Genomic DNA, 17,650 nt, shown 5'->3' with positions numbered 1-17,650 from the left:
CTCAGCTTTTTGTCTCGGAGCGAACCTGGACGGTGACCCACTCCGAATGCTGGCTCACATCGTCCAGGCGCTCGACCTGATAAAACAAGTGCACCGATCTGCCGCACTGGTCCTGCCAGAACGCCGCAGGCACTACAAAGGTCAGCGCTTGACCTGCCGTCGCCGCGGTGATTTCGCGCTCGGCGACATGCGCGTAACTGCCGTTGCACTGCAGCCAGACCAGCTCGCCAGCCTCAAGCCCGGCATCGTCGATGACGACACTCACCCCTTCCTGTAACCCGTCGACATCCAGCCCGCCCGCGTTCAATCCCGCAATCCGCGGCGCTTTCAGAGCAGGACGTCGCAAAGGCCCCAGGTGCAACGACAGGGGCTCGGCGCGACGCACCGAATGTCCGCGCCGGACGACATAGGTCAGGCTCAGGCTTTGACCCTCATGAGGGGCAATCAGCGAATGATCGATCCAGAACGCTACCTCGCGGCCGACGGCATGAGCCTCGATATCCAGCACATCGCGCCAAACGGCCTTGGAGTCGTTGCTGGCAATCAGGATCAACCGGTCGCCGACGGCCATTCTGGAATAGGGTTTGATGGTCACGCACGTTCCTTCGGGCACCCGCGCCGGGTCCAGGCTGCCGCCCACGGCATCGTTGGCAACGGCGGCCGGCAGTTGCAAGGAAACATCGCCGATATCCAGTTGCAAAGGCTGGGAGACCAGCGTGGCCGGCAGCCGTTTGCTCGTCACTTGGTAGCTGATCTCCAGCGAGCCGCCGTCCAGCTCGGCGATATGCGGCTCGCGCACAACAAAAACGACATCTCGCCCCACATGTCGCTCAGTGATGAACCTTCGCACTTCATGCCGATAGGGTTCGGCGTCTGAATTGAGTCCGTGCCAGAACAGCAGCACCTCATCTCCGCACGTCATCATTGGATATGGCTTGACGGTGATGACGACCTTGCGCCAAGCGGGGTTGATCACCCCTGCCGTGGCCGCTGCCAGAAACGGGACCGGCAATTTCGTCAGGGGTGCGAGCCGGGCTCGCGGGGCAGATGGGTAAGTGGTCATACATAGGCTCCAGTCCTTGGATAAAGGCACCGCGTTCATATCGCGGCACCCGATGAAGCCATTAAACCTCGACCGTCCCAAACCCACAGTCAGACAAGACGACCACGGGAGTGGCCTGGTGCCGGTGAAGTTGTAGCCGCAAGCGCCAAGGGCAATCGGAAGTATCCCGATACGCTCAGATCCGTCCGGCTCCAGTCCGACCCTTCCCACTTCTTCTATTCCGTTTTCAGCAGAGCACTGCGGTTTCTTCCTACACCGTCCAGCACAAGCCTGCATTAGAGTGACGTCGCGAATTCAACAGGAACCTCTTCGAAAAAGGTACGAACATGCAACGGAATGCAACCACTCAATTTCCCATCCTGCTGGTCCATGGGTTGTTCGGGTTTGACAGGGTCGGCGGCTTCGAACTCTTCCACGGGATCAAACAGGCATTACGCGCCGCCGGTGCCCGGGTGTTCATCCCCTATTTGTCAGCGACACATTCCAATGAAGCCCGTGGTGAACAACTGCTGGCACAGATCGATCGGATCCTGAGCGGCACCGGCGCCACCAGGGTCAACCTGATCGGTCACAGCCAGGGCGCGCTGGCCGCCCGATACGCCGGCGCTGTTGCCCCCGACAGGGTGGCCTCGGTGACCTCGGTCAGCGGCCCGAATCATGGCTCCGAACTGATTGATTTCCTCTACAAAGCCCTGACCCCGGGGCGCCTGCCAGAGCATGTGGCGGATAAAGTCGCCACGCTTTTTGCTGACTTCATCTCGCTGCTGGGCGGCCAGGCGCAACTGCCACACGCGGCCATCGCAGCACTGGCGGCGCTGACCACCGAAGGCGTAGGCGCGTTCAATGACAAATACCCCCAAGGCCTGCCCAAACACTGGGGCGGCAACGGAGCACAAAGGGTCAACGGGGTGCGCTACTACTCATGGAGCGGCACGTTGCCGGACTCCGAGAACGGAGCGTGCAATGCGATGGACCCACTGCAGGGTTTCTGCCGGGCCTTTTCCGAGTATTTCATCACCGAAGCCGGGCAGAACGACGGCCTGGTGGGACGCTTCAGCTCGCACCTGGGCAAGGTCATTCGCTCTGACTATCCACTGGACCACATGGACGCCATCAACCAGACAGCCGGTTGCAGCCGCAAGGGTACAGACCCGGTGGAGCTTTACGTGCGCCACGCCGAACGCCTGCGCAAAGCCGGCCTTTGATCGACAGACTCAAGGTTTTGACGCATTTTTGACAACAACCGGTCAGTGATTCCGGTAGGCTCAACACCTTTAAAGCTATTGAAAGGAATTTTACCCATGGCCAAAGCCACTGCCCGCCACATCCTGGTTTCCAGCGAAGAGAAGTGCAACGAACTCAAGGCTCAGATCGAAGCCGGCGCCGATTTCGCTGAAGTTGCCAAAGCCAACTCCTCGTGCCCGTCCAGCCGTCAGGGCGGCGATCTGGGTTCGTTCGGTCCAGGCCAGATGGTCAAGGAATTCGACACCGTGGTATTCAGCGCCCCGATCAATGTGGTGCAGGGTCCGGTCAAGACCCAGTTCGGCTATCACCTGCTGGAAGTGACCAGCCGCCAGGACTGATCCCGGCTTATCGACATAACGGCCCGCCCTTCGGTGGGCCGTTGTGTTTGTGTCAGGCCAAGGGGCTAGCGATCAAGGCGTAGCTCGCGTACAAATCGTGGTCATCTATCACCCGGCTTTAAGGCTGACAATGCGACTGGCGTTCCCTTCACTGCTGTTCACTGCCGTGGTCCTGCTGACAGGTGCCGCCGGTGTGGATGCCACACCGCAACATGCCCTGACGGTGTATGGCGAACCGGCCAAGTACCCCCAGGGCTTCAGCCACTTCGCCTATACCAATCCCCAGGCCCCCAAAGGCGGCACCATGCGCCGCTCGGCCATCGAGATCGGCCATTTCGACCACGTCCTGCCCTACATCGACAAAGGCATCGGCGTCAGCCAGATCGACGGAATGCTGTATTCGCCGCTCGCTCAGCGCTCGCTGGACGAGCCCTACACCGTCTATGGCCTGGTGGCGCAGAAGATGGAACGCGCCGACGATGGCCTGTCCTTGCGCTTCTACCTCAATCCCAAGGCCCGGTTTGCCGATGGCAAGCCCATCACCGCCGAAGACGTGCGCTACACCTTCGAGCTGTTGATGACCCAGGGCAGCCTGCGGTATCGCACCCAGTTCGCCGCCGTCAAAGGCGTCGAAGTGGAATCCGAGCGCACCGTTCGCTTCGACTTCAAGAACAACGAAAACCGTACCCTGCCTCTGGACATCGCCACACTGCCGGTCTTTCCCGAGCACTGGTGGAAAACCCGCGACTTTGCCAGTGGAGGTGGCTACGAAGCCCCGCTGGGCAGTGGCCCCTATCGGGTGGGCCGGATCGACTCGGGACGCAGCATCACCTTCGAGCGCAACCCCGACTGGTGGGGCAAGGACCTGCCGGTCAGTCGCGGGCTCTACAATTTCGACCATTTCAGCATCGAGTATTTCGGCGATACCGATGTGGCGCGGCAGGTCTTGCGTGGCGGCGCTTATGACTACAATCGCGAGTTCTCCGCCACCGGTTATTCCATCGGCTATGACAGCCCGGCCCTGCATGACGGTCGCCTGCAAAAGGCCCACCTGGCCACCGAGGCTCCCCAAACGGCCCAAGGCTTCGTGTTCAACCTGCAAAAACCGCAGTTCCAGGATCGGCGTGTCCGCCAAGCCCTGGCCATGCTCTGGGATTTCGAGTGGAGCAACCGCCAGATGATGCGCAACCTCTATGTGCGCCAGCAGAGTTTTTTCTCCAACACCGACCTGGCCGCCCGGCAACTGCCCGATGCCGACGAACTGGCGATTCTCGAGCCGTTGCGCGGCAAAGTCCCAGAGGAAGTCTTCAGCCAGGTCTTCCACGCACCGAAAACCGACGGCAGCGGCGTGATCCGTGACAAACAACTGCAAGCCCTGGCGCTGCTGCAACAGGCCGGCTGGAAACCCGACGGCGACCGCCTGGTCAATGCCGAGGGGGAAGCGCTGAGCTTCACGTTCCTGATCAGCCAGAACGGCCTCGACCGGCTGTTGCTGCCCTACAAGCGCACCCTGGCACAGATCGGCATCGACATGAGCATCCGGCGCATCGACGCCTCCCAATACGTCAATCGCCTGATGAGTCGCGACTACGACATGATCATCACCGGCTATCCCGTCAGCACTTCGCCGGGCATGGAGCTCTACAACTATTTCGGCTCGGCGGCGGCCAACGATCCGGGCGCCAACAATTACATGGCCTTGCAGAATCCGGCCGTCGATGCCCTGATCGACGGGCTGGTCAAAGCCACCACCCAGCGCGACATGCTCCGCCATGCCCACGCCCTCGACCGGGTGCTGCAATGGAATTACTACTGGATCCCCAACTACTACCCGCCGGGCAGTTCGACCGTCTGGTGGAACCGCTTTGGCAGACCCAAAGTGCAGGCCAGCAATGACGAAGCCATCGAGAGCTGGTGGGAAATGAGCACCACACCGCTGACCAACGAGCAAATGGCCGCCGAACGCCTCAAACGCGGCTCCCCTGGAGGGCGGCATTGATGTGGGCCTATATCGCGCGGCGCTTGCTGCTGATCATTCCGACGCTGGTCATCATCCTGTTGGTGAACTTCGTCATCGTGCAGGCCGCTCCGGGCGGGCCGGTGGAACAGGCCATCGCCCAACTGCAAGGCATCGGCGGCGCCAGCGTCGGCAGTTCGGGCACTGCCATGACCGGCAGTTCGCGAGCCAGTCGCGGCCTCGATCCACAGCTGATCAAGGACATCGAAAAACAATACGGCTTCGACAAACCGGCCCATGAGCGTTTGTGGTTGATGCTCAGCAGCTACGCCCGACTGGACTTCGGCAAGAGTTTCTTTCGCGGCGCCACGGTGACCGACCTGATCCTGGAGAAGATGCCGGTGACCATTTCCCTCGGGCTCTGGGCCACGCTGATCACCTACCTGGTGTCGATTCCCCTGGGCATCCGCAAGGCGGTGCGCCATGGCTCGGCCTTCGATGTGTGGAGCAGCACGGCGATCATCATCGGCTACGCCATGCCGGCATTTCTGTTCGCCATGTTCCTGATCGTGATGTTTGCCGGCGGCACGTCGTTGAACTGGTTTCCGGTGCGCGGGCTGGTGTCTGACAACTTCGAGTCGCTGTCGACACTGGGCAAGATCACCGATTATTTCTGGCACCTGGTCCTGCCGGTCACTTCGCTGGTGATTGGCGGTTTCGCCACCTTGACGATCCTGACCAAGAACTCGTTCCTCAACGAAATCACCCGCCAGTACGTGGTCACCGCGCGAGCCAAGGGTATGAGCGAACGACGCGTGCTGTATGGCCATGTGTTCCGCAATGCGATGCTGCTGGTGGTGTCAGGGATTCCCCAGGCGTTCATCAGCGTGTTTTTCGCCGGCTCCTTGCTGATCGAGGTGATCTTCTCCCTCGATGGCCTGGGACGCATGAGCTATGAAGCCGCGGTGTCCCGGGACTATCCGGTGGTGTTCGGTTCGCTGTTCATCTTCACGCTGTTCGGCTTGCTGATCAAACTCATCGGCGACCTGTGCTACACCCTGGTGGACCCGCGTATCGACTTCGCCGCGAGGAACGCCTGATGTTCAAGTTGTCACCCTTGGGCCGCCGGCGTTTTGAGCGTTTCAAGAAGAATCGCCGGGGTTGGTGGTCGCTGTGGCTGTTCATCGGCCTGTTCATGCTGACCCTGGGCGGCGAATTGATCGCCAACGACAAGCCGTTGCTGGTGAGTTACCAGGGGTCGCTGTATTTCCCGGTGTTCAAGCGCTACACCGAACAGGAGTTTGGCGGGCAGTTGCCGTTCCAGGCCGATTACCGCAGCAGCTACGTGCAGGATCTGATCCACAAGGACGGCGGCTGGCTGTTGTTCCCGCCGATCCCGTTCAGCGACGACACGCCCAACTACGACCTGAACCAGCCGACCCCAAGCCCGCCCTCGTCGGTGAACTGGCTGGGCACTGATGATCAGGCCCGGGACGTGCTGGCCCGGGTGATCTTCGGGGCACGGGTGTCGATTCTGTTCGCCCTGGCCCTGACGGCCATCAGCGCGCTGATCGGCATCAGCGCCGGTGCCTTGCAGGGGTATTACGGCGGCTGGGTGGACCTGCTGGGGCAACGCCTGCTGGAGGTCTGGTCCGGGCTGCCGGTGCTCTATCTGCTGATCATTCTGTCCGGCTTTGTCGAGCCGAATTTCTGGTGGCTGCTGGGAATCATGGCGCTGTTTTCCTGGCTGGCCCTGGTGGATGTGGTGCGCGCCGAGTTCCTGCGCGGGCGCAACCTTGAATACGTCAAGGCCGCCAGAGCCCTGGGCCTGTCCGACCGCAAGGTGATCGTGCGGCATATCCTGCCCAACGCGATGAACGCCACCCTGAGTTATCTGCCGTTCATCCTCACCGGGGCGATTTCCACCCTCACCGCCCTGGACTTCCTCGGCTTCGGCATGCCGGCGGGCAGCGCGTCGCTGGGCGAGTTGATCGGCCAGGGCAAACAGAACCTGCAAGCGCCGTGGCTGGGCCTGACGGCGTTCTTCACCCTGGCGCTGATTCTTTCTCTGCTGGTGTTCATTGGCGAGGCGTTGCGCGATGCATTCGACCCCCGATCCTGATCCACGGCCATGAAGCGGAACCCTGAGATGAGCGACAACCTGATCGAAATCCGCGACTTGAGCGTGGCCTTCAACGACCAAACCGTGGTGCGCAACCTGTGCCTGGATATCCGCCCCGGCGAATGCCTGGCCCTGGTGGGCGAGTCAGGCTCCGGCAAGTCGGTAACGGCCCATTCGATCCTGCAACTGCTGCCGCAAACCGGCAACCTTACCACCGGCAGCATCCGCTATCGCGGCCAGGAACTGGTGGGCGCCGAGGCCAGGGTCCTGCGCGAACTGCGCGGGGACCGGATCGCGATGATCTTCCAGGAGCCCATGACCTCGCTGAACCCGCTGCACAGCGTCGAAAAGCAGATTGGCGAAACCCTCATGCTGCACAAGGGCCTGGGCGGCAAGGCCGCGCGCCAGCGCATTCTGGAGTTGCTGGCCCTGGTGGGCATCCAGAAACCCACCGAACGCCTCAAAGCCTACCCGCATCAACTCTCCGGCGGCCAACGACAGCGGGTGATGATTGCCATGGCCCTGGCCTGCGAACCGGAACTGTTGATTGCCGACGAACCGACCACCGCGCTCGACGTGACGGTGCAGCGCAAGATTCTGCTGCTGCTCAAGTCCCTGCAGCAACGACTCGGCATGTCACTGCTGCTGATCAGCCACGACCTGAACCTGGTGCGCAGCATCGCGCAACGGGTGTGCGTGATGAAGGCCGGGGAAATCGTCGAACAGGCGCCGTGCGAAACGCTCTTCAGCGCGCCGAAGCATCCCTACAGCTGCGAGTTGCTGCACGCCGAACCGGAAGGCGAAGCCCTGCCCCGTGACGAACGCGAAGACGTCTTGCAAGTGCAGGATCTGCGCGTCAGCTTTGCCCTGGGCGGCGGGCTGTTCCGGCGCAAGGAATACCTGCGCGCCGTGGACGGCATCAGCTTGACGATCCAGCGCGGCAAGACCCTGGGCATCGTCGGTGAATCCGGTTCCGGCAAATCCACCCTCGGCCAGGCGATCCTGCGATTGATCGAATCCGAAGGCAGCATCCACTTCCAGGGACAAGCCCTCGATCATCTGTCGCAGAAAGACCTGCGACCGTGGCGCAAGCAGATGCAGGTGGTGTTCCAGGACCCGTTCGGCAGCCTCAGCCCTCGCATGTCGGTGCAGCAGATCATCAGTGAAGGCCTTGAGGTCCACAGCTCGTCCAGTTCCGAGCAGTGTGAAGCGCAGGTGATCCAGGCGCTGCAGGAAGTCGGCCTCGACCCGCAGAGCCGCCACCGCTACCCCCACGAATTCTCCGGTGGCCAGCGCCAACGCATCGCCATCGCCCGGGCGCTGGTGCTCAAGCCGGCCCTGATTCTGCTGGACGAACCGACCTCAGCCCTGGACCGCACCGTGCAAAAGCAAGTGGTCGCCCTGCTCCGCCAGCTTCAGGAAAAGCATGGCCTGACTTACCTGTTCATCAGCCATGACCTGGCGGTGGTCCGCGCCCTGGCCCACGACATGATCGTGATCAAGGACGGTAAAGTGGTGGAGCACGGCGCCAGCCATGAAGTGTTCGACTCGCCCCAGCATCCCTACACCAAGGAGCTGTTGGCGGCGGCGCAGCCGCAGTAATCCCGGGCTCGCTCAGGCACCACGTCGTTGATCCAGCGCTTGAGCGAATTCACCCATCACCTCCACCACCTGCTGCGCGCCTCGATGAATATCCAGAATGACAGTGCCGGCCTGGTTAGCCAGTTTCACGCCCTGCTCTGCCTTGAGCGTGCTCGATTGCATGCTGCTCACCGCTTGCCTGGCCAATTCACGGTTCTTGGCGACGACCTGAGTAATGGCCACGGTTGACTGACTTGTACGTCGCGCCAGATTGCGCACCTCATCGGCCACCACCGCGAAGCCGCGTCCCTGCTCCCCGGCGCGAGCCGCTTCGATGGCGGCATTGAGGGCAAGCAGATTGGTCTGTTCGGCAATACCCCGGATGGCATCGACGATGCTGCCGATTTCTTCGGACTGCGCGCTCAGGGCACCTATCCCGGCTGACACCTGCTGAAGCTCATCGGCGATGCTTTGCACCACCGTAACGGTTTGCTGAACCACACACGTGCCGAGCCGGGTTTGCTCATCGGTCTGCCGGGACGTCTCGAAAGCAAGTCCGGCGGCTTTTGATTCACTTTGGCGTTGCTCGACTTCGCGAGTGCTGTCAGTGGCGAACTTGACCACGCCATACAAGCGCCCCCGTGCATCGTAGAGAGGGTTGTAGGTAGCCTGCAGCCAGACAGTCGCGCCTCGATTGTCGACGCGTTCGAAAAGGCCGGTCCTGTATTCACCGCGATTGAGCCCGGCCCAGAAGCCACGATAAGCCTCACTCTGGACCTCGCTGGGTTTGCAGAAAATCCGGTGATGCTGGCCCCGAATTTCTTGCAGGCGGTACCCCATGACGTTCATGAAATTCTCGTTGGCATTCACGACCTGACCGCTCAGATCAAATTCGATAACCGCCATGGAACGGTCGATCGCTTGCATGAAACTGGTTTCGGCCTGGGCGCGCAACACCCGCTCGTTGATATCGCGAACAATCAGGATGATGCGCTGCACCTTTGCATGGTGATCCAGCACAGGGACGTAGCTTGCGTGCACCCACAGCCAGCTTCCATCACGCCGCAAATGCAGAAACTGGCTGTCGGCTGGAGAACCCTGCCCCAACTGCCGCCATAACGCCGAGCATTCGGCACTGCGTGAATAGGCAGGCTCACAAAACATCGAATGATGCTGACCGAGGGTTTCGCTGAGTGAATACCCCATCATTTTCAAAAAAACCGGGCTGACGTCGAGCACCTCGCCCGTCGGGGTGAACTCGATGATCGCCATGCATTGCTGCAAGGCCGTCCGTTCGGCTTCGAGAATAGCCTGCCTGGCCTGGATTTCGTGCAAGGCGTCCTGATGCTTGCGAGTACGAATGAACATGGGTGGCGCTCCCGGAGGCGTGAATGCGTGGCTGTAGCCACACGAAGGCAGAGATGCCATCGCTAGATAGCTGCATTAAGCCACTATCGCAGGAAAACTTGTACAACTTTATGATTGTGTATAACTATAAGAAGTCATACGGATCTCTATGGCACAGCCCAAGCCATTCAGCACCAGCCCATTTTCCAATGCTTGCTGTCGCGCAACTCGCGCCAGTCGAGCAACGTCACACGAGCGCTGTATACAGCCTCAAGCTCAATCTTAATGGGTGTCCCCTCCTCATCACAGAGCAGCTTGGTGACGAGAAAATGCTTTTCCCGATCAGTCGGCGCACAGGCCGTCCATTTGGAGAGCTGCAGCTTGCGAGGGTTGAATTTATTCATGAGCGCTCTCAGAAAAATGTACATATTAGTGAAAACTGTACAAGTTTATCGGACTGCCCACCACTGAGCAGATCCACTAAGGCTTAGGGTTTGCCATTGATACGCCACGGCAAAGGATGCGGGCGGAGTAGTGCTCGGCCGGCCCCTCCCGGCATAATGCCGCTCTTTGGCAACCCCTTTGATCGGAGGATGCCGGCAAATCCCACCTTCTGGAAATGCCCGATGAACCCCACCGAAAGCCTCAAGGATTACAAGCGCGTGCGCACGCTGGCGATCCGTTCGTTGTTCGAGATCATCGAACAGTCCAGCGAAGGCACGGTGATTGTCGACCGTGACGCGAACATCGTCTGGATGAACGAACGCTACGCCCGGCGCTTCGGCCTGAACTCAGCGCAAGAAGCCATCGGCCGGGCGTGCGAGAGCGTGATCCCCAGCAGCCTGCTGCGCGAAGTGGTACGTACTGGCCGACCGATTCTGTTGGACATGCAGGACACGCCCAAGGAGCCGCTGGTGGTGATGCGCCTGCCGATCCACGACAGCGCGGGCGCGGTGATCGGCGCCATCGGTTTTGCCCTGTTCGATGAATTGCGCAGCCTGTCGCCGATGCTCAAGCGCTACCTGAGCATGCAGGAGGAACTGGCCTCCACCCGCTCGCTGTTGCGGGCACGGCAGACTCGGTACAACTTCGCCCACTTCATCGGCACCAGCAGCGCCAGCCTGGAGGTCAAGCGTCGTGCCCGGCGCAGCGCCAGCGCCGATTCGCCGGTGCTGTTGCTCGGCGAAACCGGGACCGGCAAGGAACTGCTGGCCCAAGCGATCCATGGTGCTTCGCCGAGGGCGCACAAGGCGTTCGTCAGCATCAACAGCGCGGCGATCCCGGAGGCCCTGCTGGAAGCCGAGTTTTTCGGCACCGCCCCGGGCGCCTTCACCGGCGCCGACCGCAAAGGCCGCGCCGGCAAGCTGCAGATCGCCCAGGGCGGCACACTGTTCCTGGACGAAATTGGCGACATGCCACTGCCGCTGCAAAGCAAACTGCTGCGGGTCTTGCAGGAAAAAGAATACGAACCCGTGGGCTCCAACGAGGTGCTGCAAAGCGACGTGCGGATCATCGCTGCCACCTCCATGGATCTGGAAGCGGCGATCAAACGCGGAGAATTTCGCGCCGACCTGTATTACCGCCTCAATGTGTTGCCGATCCAGGTCCCGCCGCTGCGCGAACGCCTGGATGATTTACCGGCCCTGAGCGAGGCGATCCTCGAAGAACTGCGCAGCCAGCACGAACTGAACCACGACGCACTCGACCTGCTGGGGCAACACGCCTGGCCGGGCAACATCCGGGAGTTGCGCAATGTGCTGGAACGAACCGCGCTGCTCAGCGACGACCTGCTGCTCACTGCCGCCGATATTCGAGCGGCCATTGGGACTTTCACGCCGGTCACCCGTGCGTTGAATCCACATCAGGAGCCGCTGCCGCAAGAAACCTTCAGCCAGGCCCGGGCACGATTCGACCGCCACTTGATCGAAACCACCCTCGCGCAATGCGGCGGCAAGGTAGTTGAAGCGGCTGAGCGGTTGGGGCTGGGGAGGTCGACCTTGTATAAGAAAATGGTGGCGCTGGGGATTGCCGAGTCTCAATAAAGAGACTCATATCTCTAGATATAGACAGCTCCTTTTGAGCGCTTCGCGCTCATCGCGAGCAGGCTCGCTCCCACAGTGGACCGTACTTTCCTGACGAACTCGGTCAACCTGTGGGAGCGAGCCTGCTCGCGATGAGGCCAGCACAGCCCCTGAAAATCTCAAAACAGAGACAAAACCCTCGAACCACTTCCACAAAAATCAATAATTTCCTTATATTTCAATAAATTACATACCTGGCACAAATCTCGCTAAAGCCCTCCCCACCGCTTCACCACAAAAATAACAATCCAGGAGACACACCATGAGTGTGATCATTGCCTTGGCAGCCCTCACGCTGCTGATGGTGGCCGCCTACCGTGGCTACAGCGTTATCCTTTTTGCCCCCATCGCCGCCCTCGGCGCCGTCCTGCTCACTGACCCTTCCGCCGTCGCGCCTGCTTTCACCGGGGTGTTCATGGAGAAGATGGTCGGCTTCATCAAACTGTATTTCCCGGTGTTCCTGCTCGGCGCGGTGTTCGGCAAACTGATCGAGCTGTCGGGTTTCTCCCGCTCTATCGTCGCGGCGGCGATTCGCCTGCTGGGCACGCGCCAGGCCATGTTGGTGATCGTGCTGGTCTGCGCCTTGCTGACCTATGGCGGCGTGTCGCTGTTCGTCGTGGTGTTCGCGGTGTATCCGTTCGCCGCCGAGATGTTCCGCCAGAGCAATATTCCCAAGCGGCTGATCCCAGCCACCATTGCCCTTGGCGCGTTCTCGTTCACCATGGACGCTCTGCCCGGCACGCCGCAGATCCAGAACATCATCCCCAGCACCTTCTTCAACACCACCGCCTGGGCCGCGCCCTGGCTGGGTGTGATCGGCACGATCTTCGTGTTCAGCTTCGGCATGCTGTTCCTGCAACGCCAGCGCAACAAGGCCCAGCGCCTAGGCGAAGGCTACGGCACCGAACTGCGCAACGAGCCGGAGACTGCCGAAGACATCAAACTGCCCAATCCCTGGCTCGCCATTTCGCCGCTGTTGGCGGTCGGGATCATGAACCTGCTGTTCACCCAGTGGATTCCGCAGTGGTATGGCAAGACCCACAGCCTGGCGCTGCCGGGCATGACCACACCAGTGACCAGCGACATCGCCAAGCTCACCGCGATCTGGGCCGTGCAGGCCGCGTTGCTGGTGGGCATTGTCCTGGTGCTGCTGTTCGCCTTCAGCACCATTCGCAGCAAGCTGGCCGAAGGCAGCAAGAGCGCGGTGGGCGGTGCGCTGCTGGCGGCAATGAACACCGCTTCGGAATACGGTTTTGGCGCAGTCATCGCGTCCTTGCCGGGTTTTCTGGTGCTGGCCGACTGGCTCAAAAACATCCCCAATCCACTGGTCAATGAAGCCGTGACCGTGACGCTGCTGGCGGGCATCACCGGTTCAGCCTCGGGCGGCATGAGCATCGCCCTGGCGGCGATGTCCGAAACGTTCATCAGCGCCGCCAACGCCGCCAACATTCCTCTGGAAGTGCTGCACCGGGTCGCGTCCATGGCCAGCGGCGGCATGGACACCCTGCCCCACAACGGCGCGGTGATCACCCTGCTGGCGGTGACCGGTCTGACCCACCGTGAAGCCTACAAAGACATTTTCTGCATTACGCTGATCAAGACCCTCGCGGTGTTCTTCGTGATCGCTGTGTTCTACGCCACTGGCATTGTGTGAGGCTCCCCATGACAACCCCTCTTTCGGGCAAGACCGCCCTGGTCACCGGCTCTACCAGCGGCATCGGCCTGGGCATCGCCCTGAGCCTCGCCAAGGCCGGCGCCAACCTGATCCTCAACGGCTTCGGCGATGCCTCGACGGTGATCGCCGAGGTGAAACAGTTCGGCGGCAAGGTCGGCCATCATCCGGCCGATGTCAGTGATCCGGCGCAGATCGCCGACATGCTCGCTTACGCCGAACGGGAGTTCGGCGGCGTGGACATTCTGGTGAACAACGCCGGTATCCAGCATGTGGCCGCCGTGGAAGATTTTCCGGTGGAGCGCTGGGACTCGATCATCGCCATCAACCTGTCCTCGGTGTTCCATGCCACGCGCTTGAGCCTGCCGGGCATGCGCGCCAAGGGCTGGGGGCGGATCATCAACATTGCCTCGGTGCACGGCCAGGTCGGCTCGGTGGGCAAGGCCGCCTACGTCGCGGCCAAACACGGGGTGATCGGTCTGACCAAAGTGGTCGGCCTGGAAACCGCCAGCAGTAACGTGACGTGCAACGCCATCTGCCCTGGCTGGGTGCTGACACCGCTGGTGCAGAAACAGATCGACGACCGCATTGCCACGGGCATCGACCCGCAACAGGCACAGCATGACCTGCTGGCCGAAAAACAGCCTTCCCTGGAATTCGTCACCCCGCCGCAACTGGGGGAACTGGTGCTGTTTCTGTGCAGCGAAGCCGGTAGCCAGGTACGTGGCGCGGCGTGGAATATTGATGGTGGGTGGCTGGCTCAGTAAATTTCTTGCGATCCCTTGTGGCGAGGGGATTTATCTGTGGGAGCAAGGCTTGCCCGCGATGGCCGCACCGCGGTTTAACAGCTAAACCGCGTTTTCGTTCATCGCGGGCAAGCCTTGCTCCCACAAGTCGGGGATAAATCCCCTCGCCACAAGATTGGGTCGCTCTATAGTTTGTGTGTACATAAAAGAAAAAGAGGCACCCCATGTCCGACATCCTCTGGCAACCCACCCCCGATCGCATCGCCCAGTCACGCATGGACGCCTTTCGCCGGTTCATCAACGAACGGCATCAGCTGCAACTGAGCGATTATCCGGCGCTGCACGCCTGGAGCATCGACCAGCGTGAAGCCTTCTGGCAGGCCATCGTCGACTTCTTCGAGATCCGTTTTCACCAGGCGCCCAGCGATGTGCTGGTCGAAGGTGAGCAAATGCCCAGCGCCCGGTGGTTTCCCGGGGCGACACTGAATTTTGCCGAACACCTGCTGCGCCGGCGCGATGACGCCGTGGCCGTGGTTGCCCTCGACGAAAGTGGCGGGCAAGAACAACTGACCTGGGCCGAACTTGCCGCCCACGTCGCTGGCCTGCAAAAAAGCCTGCAAGCGGCAGGTGTGAGCAAGGGCGACCGGGTAGCCGCGTGCATGCCCAACACCTGGCAGACCCTGGCGGGCATGCTCGCCACCACCAGCCTGGGGGCGATCTGGTCGTGCTCCTCGCCTGACTTCGGCACCCACGGGGTCATCGACCGGTTCGGCCAGATCGAGCCCAAGGTGCTGATTACCTGCGCCGGTTACCGCTACGCCGGCAAGGTCATCGACCAGCGAGCCAAGGTCAACGAAATCCTCGAGCGCCTGCCTTCGCTGCAGCAATTGATCATCCTGCCCTACGCATGCCCTGACGCCCGCGCCGAAGACTTCAAGACAACGGCCAGCGTCGCGTTGTGGAGCGACTTCTACCGCTGTGGCGGCGAACCGGCGTTCGTTGACGTGCCGTTCGATCATCCGCTGTACATCCTCTATTCCAGTGGCACCACCGGCGTGCCGAAGTGCATCGTCCACAGCACCGGCGGCGTATTGCTGCAACACCTCAAGGAACATGGCCTGCATGTAGACCTTGGCCCCGAAGATCGCCTGTTCTACTACACCACGTGTGGCTGGATGATGTGGAACTGGCTGGTGTCGGCCCTCGCCGTCGGCAGTGCGGTGGTGCTCTACGACGGCTCGCCCTTTCACCCTGGCCCCAAGCGCCTGCTGGACCTGATCGACCAGCAGCGCATCAGCGTATTCGGCACCAGCCCCAAATACCTGGCGGCCCTGGAAAGCCAGGGTTTGAAACCGCGACAGACCCATGACCTGGGCAGCCTGAAAACCATCCTGTCCACCGGCTCGGCCCTGGCGCCCCATAGCTACGACTACGTGTATCGCGACTTCAAGACCCAGGTGTGCCTGGCCTCGATGTCCGGTGGCACCGACATTGTGTCGTGCTTCGTCAATGGCAATCCGTTGTCCGCCGTTCGCCGTGGCGAGATGCAGGGCAAGAGTCTGGGCATGGCGGTGCAGGTCTGGAACGAGGCAGGCCAGGCGGTCATCGGTGAGAAAGGTGAACTGGTCTGCACCCGGCACTTCCCGGCCATGCCCATTGGCCTGTGGAATGATCCGCAGCAGGAAAAGCTAAGGGCCTCCTACTTCAGCCAGTTCCCCGGTGTGTGGGCCCAGGGGGACTACGCCGAGGAACTGCCTCACGGCGGTTTCTTGATCCACGGGCGTTCGGATGCAGTGCTCAACCCCGGTGGCGTGCGCATCGGCACGGCGGAAATCTATCGGCAGGTGGAAAAGGTCGAGCAGGTGCTGGACAGCGTTGCTATCGGCCAGCAATGGCAGGGTGATGTGCGCGTGGTACTGTTTGTGCGCCTGCGCGACGGCGTGACCCTGGATGAGGCCCTGGAGCAACAGATCCGCCAGGTGATCCGCGCCAATACCACACCGCGTCATGTGCCGGCGAAGATCCTGGCAGTCAGCGACATCCCGCGGACCATCAGCGGCAAGGTGGTGGAACTGGCGGTGCGCAACGTGGTGCATGGGCAGGTGGTGAAAAACACCGATGCCCTGGCCAATCCCGAGGCGCTGGAGCAGTTCAGGGATCGGCTGGAACTGACCACCTGAGGTTAAAGCCGTATGGGCCATCTGGCCTCATCGCGAGCGGGCTCGCTCCCACATTGGTCGGTGGTGAACACAGGATTGGCAATCACCATCGATTCCCTGTGGGAGCGAGCCTGCTCGCGATGAACGACAACGCGGTATGCCTGTAGAACCATCAATCCATCAACCCCCACTCCCCCGCCGCCGGATCGGCCGGGGGCACCGCTGCCCCCGACTCGGCATGCAACTTCAGGCGCAACCGCAGGTTGTTCGCCGAATCGGCGTTTTTCAGGGCTTCCTCCTCATCGATAGCACCCTCCACCACCAGGTTGTACAGGGCGTGATCGAAGGTTTGCATCCCGAGTTCTTCTGACTTTTCCATGATGCCCTTGAGCCCGCCGAACTCATTGCGGCGGATCAGGTCGGCCACCGTGGGCGAGCCCAGCATGACCTCCACCGCGGCCCGGCGCTGGCCGGTGCGAGTGCGCACCAGGCGTTGCGACACGAACGCCTTGAGGTTGTTGCCCAGATCATTGAGCAGCTGCGGCCGGCGTTCTTCCGGGAAGAAATTGATCACCCGGTCCAGCGCCTGGTTGGCATTGTGAGCATGCAGGGTGGAGATCACAAGGTGCCCGGTGTCGGCGAAGGCCAGGGCATGTTCCATGGTTTCGCGATCACGAATTTCGCCGATCAGTACCACGTCTGGTGCCTGGCGCAAGGTGTTCTTCAGGGCGGCATGAAAGCTGCGGGTGTCGACACCGACTTCCCGTTGATTGATGATCGATTTCTTGTGTCGATGGATATACTCCACCGGATCTTCAATGGTGATGATATGGCCGCTGCTGTTGCGATTACGGTAATCGATCAGCGCCGCCAGGGAAGTCGACTTGCCCGACCCTGTCGCGCCGACGAACAGCATCAGCCCCTGTTTCTGCATGATGGTGTCCAGCAACACATTTGGCAGTTTCAGGTCCTCGAACCGAGGGATGTCGAGCTTGACGTTGCGGATCACCATGGACACGTCATTGCGCTGCTTGAAGATATTGACGCGAAACCGCCCGACCCCAGCCAGGGAGATAGCCAGGTTCATTTCCAGTTCTCGATCGAACTCAAGCCGCTGTTCGGCGTCCATCAAAGACTCGGCGAGCCCGGCGATGTCGCCCACCTTGAAGGGCTGGTTGCTCAAGGGTTTGAGCACCCCCTCGAAACGCGCGCACGGCGGCGCACCGGTGGACATATAGAGGTCGGAGCCATCCTGGCTCGCCAGGATGCGTAACAAGGGATCGATTTCCATGGCCTGATTGACTTCCGCGAGACTTCAATGAAACAAGCTGACCCGATG

At 61.2% G+C, this 17,650-nt stretch carries 14 protein-coding genes; 10 read left to right on the top strand and 4 right to left on the bottom strand.

The window, feature by feature from the left end; genetic code table 11:
- Nucleotide 1 precedes the first annotated feature (1 nt).
- Nucleotides 2-1,063, bottom strand: a complete 1,062-nt coding sequence (locus tag CRX69_RS19850) for a hypothetical protein (RefSeq protein WP_240539552.1) — start codon at nucleotides 1,061-1,063, stop codon at nucleotides 2-4.
- 326 nt (nucleotides 1,064-1,389) lie between these two features.
- On the opposite strand from CRX69_RS19850, the gene CRX69_RS19845 reads away from it, so the two are divergent.
- The 6 genes from CRX69_RS19845 to CRX69_RS19820 all read left to right on the top strand — a co-directional run bounded on the left by CRX69_RS19845 (nucleotide 1,390) and on the right by CRX69_RS19820 (nucleotide 8,327).
- Nucleotides 1,390-2,268 carry an esterase/lipase family protein gene (locus CRX69_RS19845; RefSeq protein WP_047227853.1) on the top strand — a complete coding sequence of 293 codons (879 nt, stop codon included), beginning with the start codon at nucleotides 1,390-1,392 and terminating at the stop codon, nucleotides 2,266-2,268.
- A 96-nt stretch (nucleotides 2,269-2,364) separates the two neighbouring features.
- Complete coding sequence (locus CRX69_RS19840; RefSeq protein WP_007898306.1) at nucleotides 2,365-2,646, top strand: peptidylprolyl isomerase; 282 nt, start codon at nucleotides 2,365-2,367, stop codon at nucleotides 2,644-2,646.
- A 130-nt stretch (nucleotides 2,647-2,776) separates the two neighbouring features.
- Nucleotides 2,777-4,645, top strand: a complete 1,869-nt coding sequence (locus tag CRX69_RS19835; protein ID WP_107322667.1) for an extracellular solute-binding protein — start codon at nucleotides 2,777-2,779, stop codon at nucleotides 4,643-4,645.
- Nucleotides 4,645-5,703, top strand: coding sequence for a microcin C ABC transporter permease YejB (locus CRX69_RS19830; RefSeq protein ID WP_047227851.1), 1,059 nt, complete (start codon nucleotides 4,645-4,647; stop codon nucleotides 5,701-5,703). Before CRX69_RS19835 ends, CRX69_RS19830 begins: the two co-directional genes overlap by 1 nt.
- Nucleotides 5,703-6,725 (top strand): ABC transporter permease, encoded by a 1,023-nt coding sequence (locus CRX69_RS19825; protein ID WP_047227850.1) that lies wholly within the window; start codon nucleotides 5,703-5,705, stop codon nucleotides 6,723-6,725. The genes CRX69_RS19830 and CRX69_RS19825 overlap by 1 nt, the downstream gene beginning before the upstream one ends.
- Nucleotides 6,726-6,752: 27 nt before the next feature.
- Nucleotides 6,753-8,327, top strand: a complete 1,575-nt coding sequence (locus CRX69_RS19820; protein ID WP_107322666.1) for an ABC transporter ATP-binding protein — start codon at nucleotides 6,753-6,755, stop codon at nucleotides 8,325-8,327.
- Between the two features lie 12 nt (nucleotides 8,328-8,339).
- On the opposite strand, the gene CRX69_RS19815 is transcribed toward CRX69_RS19820, so the two are convergent.
- Entirely contained in the window at nucleotides 8,340-9,674 is a 1,335-nt protein-coding gene (locus tag CRX69_RS19815; protein WP_107322665.1) for a methyl-accepting chemotaxis protein, read from the bottom strand.
- A gap of 167 nt (nucleotides 9,675-9,841) precedes the next feature.
- The gene (locus CRX69_RS19810) at nucleotides 9,842-10,057 is read right to left on the bottom strand and encodes a TIGR02450 family Trp-rich protein (RefSeq protein WP_047227847.1); all 216 of its coding nucleotides are present in this window, start codon (nucleotides 10,055-10,057) and stop codon (nucleotides 9,842-9,844) included.
- A 222-nt stretch (nucleotides 10,058-10,279) separates the two neighbouring features.
- Here CRX69_RS19810 and CRX69_RS19805 point away from each other — a divergent pair, with 222 nt between their 5' ends.
- From CRX69_RS19805 to CRX69_RS19790, 4 genes are all read left to right on the top strand, one after another.
- Nucleotides 10,280-11,695, top strand: coding sequence for a sigma-54 interaction domain-containing protein (locus tag CRX69_RS19805; RefSeq protein ID WP_047227846.1), 1,416 nt, complete (start codon nucleotides 10,280-10,282; stop codon nucleotides 11,693-11,695).
- Between the two features lie 301 nt (nucleotides 11,696-11,996).
- On the top strand, nucleotides 11,997-13,388 hold the full coding sequence (locus CRX69_RS19800; RefSeq protein ID WP_047227845.1) for a GntP family permease: 1,392 nt from the start codon (nucleotides 11,997-11,999) through the stop codon (nucleotides 13,386-13,388).
- A gap of 8 nt (nucleotides 13,389-13,396) precedes the next feature.
- Nucleotides 13,397-14,173, top strand: coding sequence for a 3-hydroxybutyrate dehydrogenase (locus CRX69_RS19795; protein WP_107322664.1), 777 nt, complete (start codon nucleotides 13,397-13,399; stop codon nucleotides 14,171-14,173).
- A gap of 203 nt (nucleotides 14,174-14,376) precedes the next feature.
- Nucleotides 14,377-16,332, top strand: a complete 1,956-nt coding sequence (locus CRX69_RS19790) for an acetoacetate--CoA ligase (protein ID WP_107322663.1) — start codon at nucleotides 14,377-14,379, stop codon at nucleotides 16,330-16,332.
- Between the two features lie 151 nt (nucleotides 16,333-16,483).
- On the opposite strand, the gene CRX69_RS19785 is transcribed toward CRX69_RS19790, so the two are convergent.
- A complete protein-coding gene (locus tag CRX69_RS19785) occupies nucleotides 16,484-17,602 on the bottom strand; it encodes a PilT/PilU family type 4a pilus ATPase (protein WP_107322662.1) in 1,119 nt (372 codons plus the stop codon).
- Between the last annotated feature and the right edge of the window lie 48 nt (nucleotides 17,603-17,650).

Source organism: Pseudomonas rhizophila (assembly GCF_003033885.1).
GTDB lineage: Bacteria > Pseudomonadota > Gammaproteobacteria > Pseudomonadales > Pseudomonadaceae > Aquipseudomonas > Aquipseudomonas rhizophila.
Note: the sequence above shows the minus strand (reverse complement) of the source record. Positions and strands in the feature narration are given on the sequence as shown.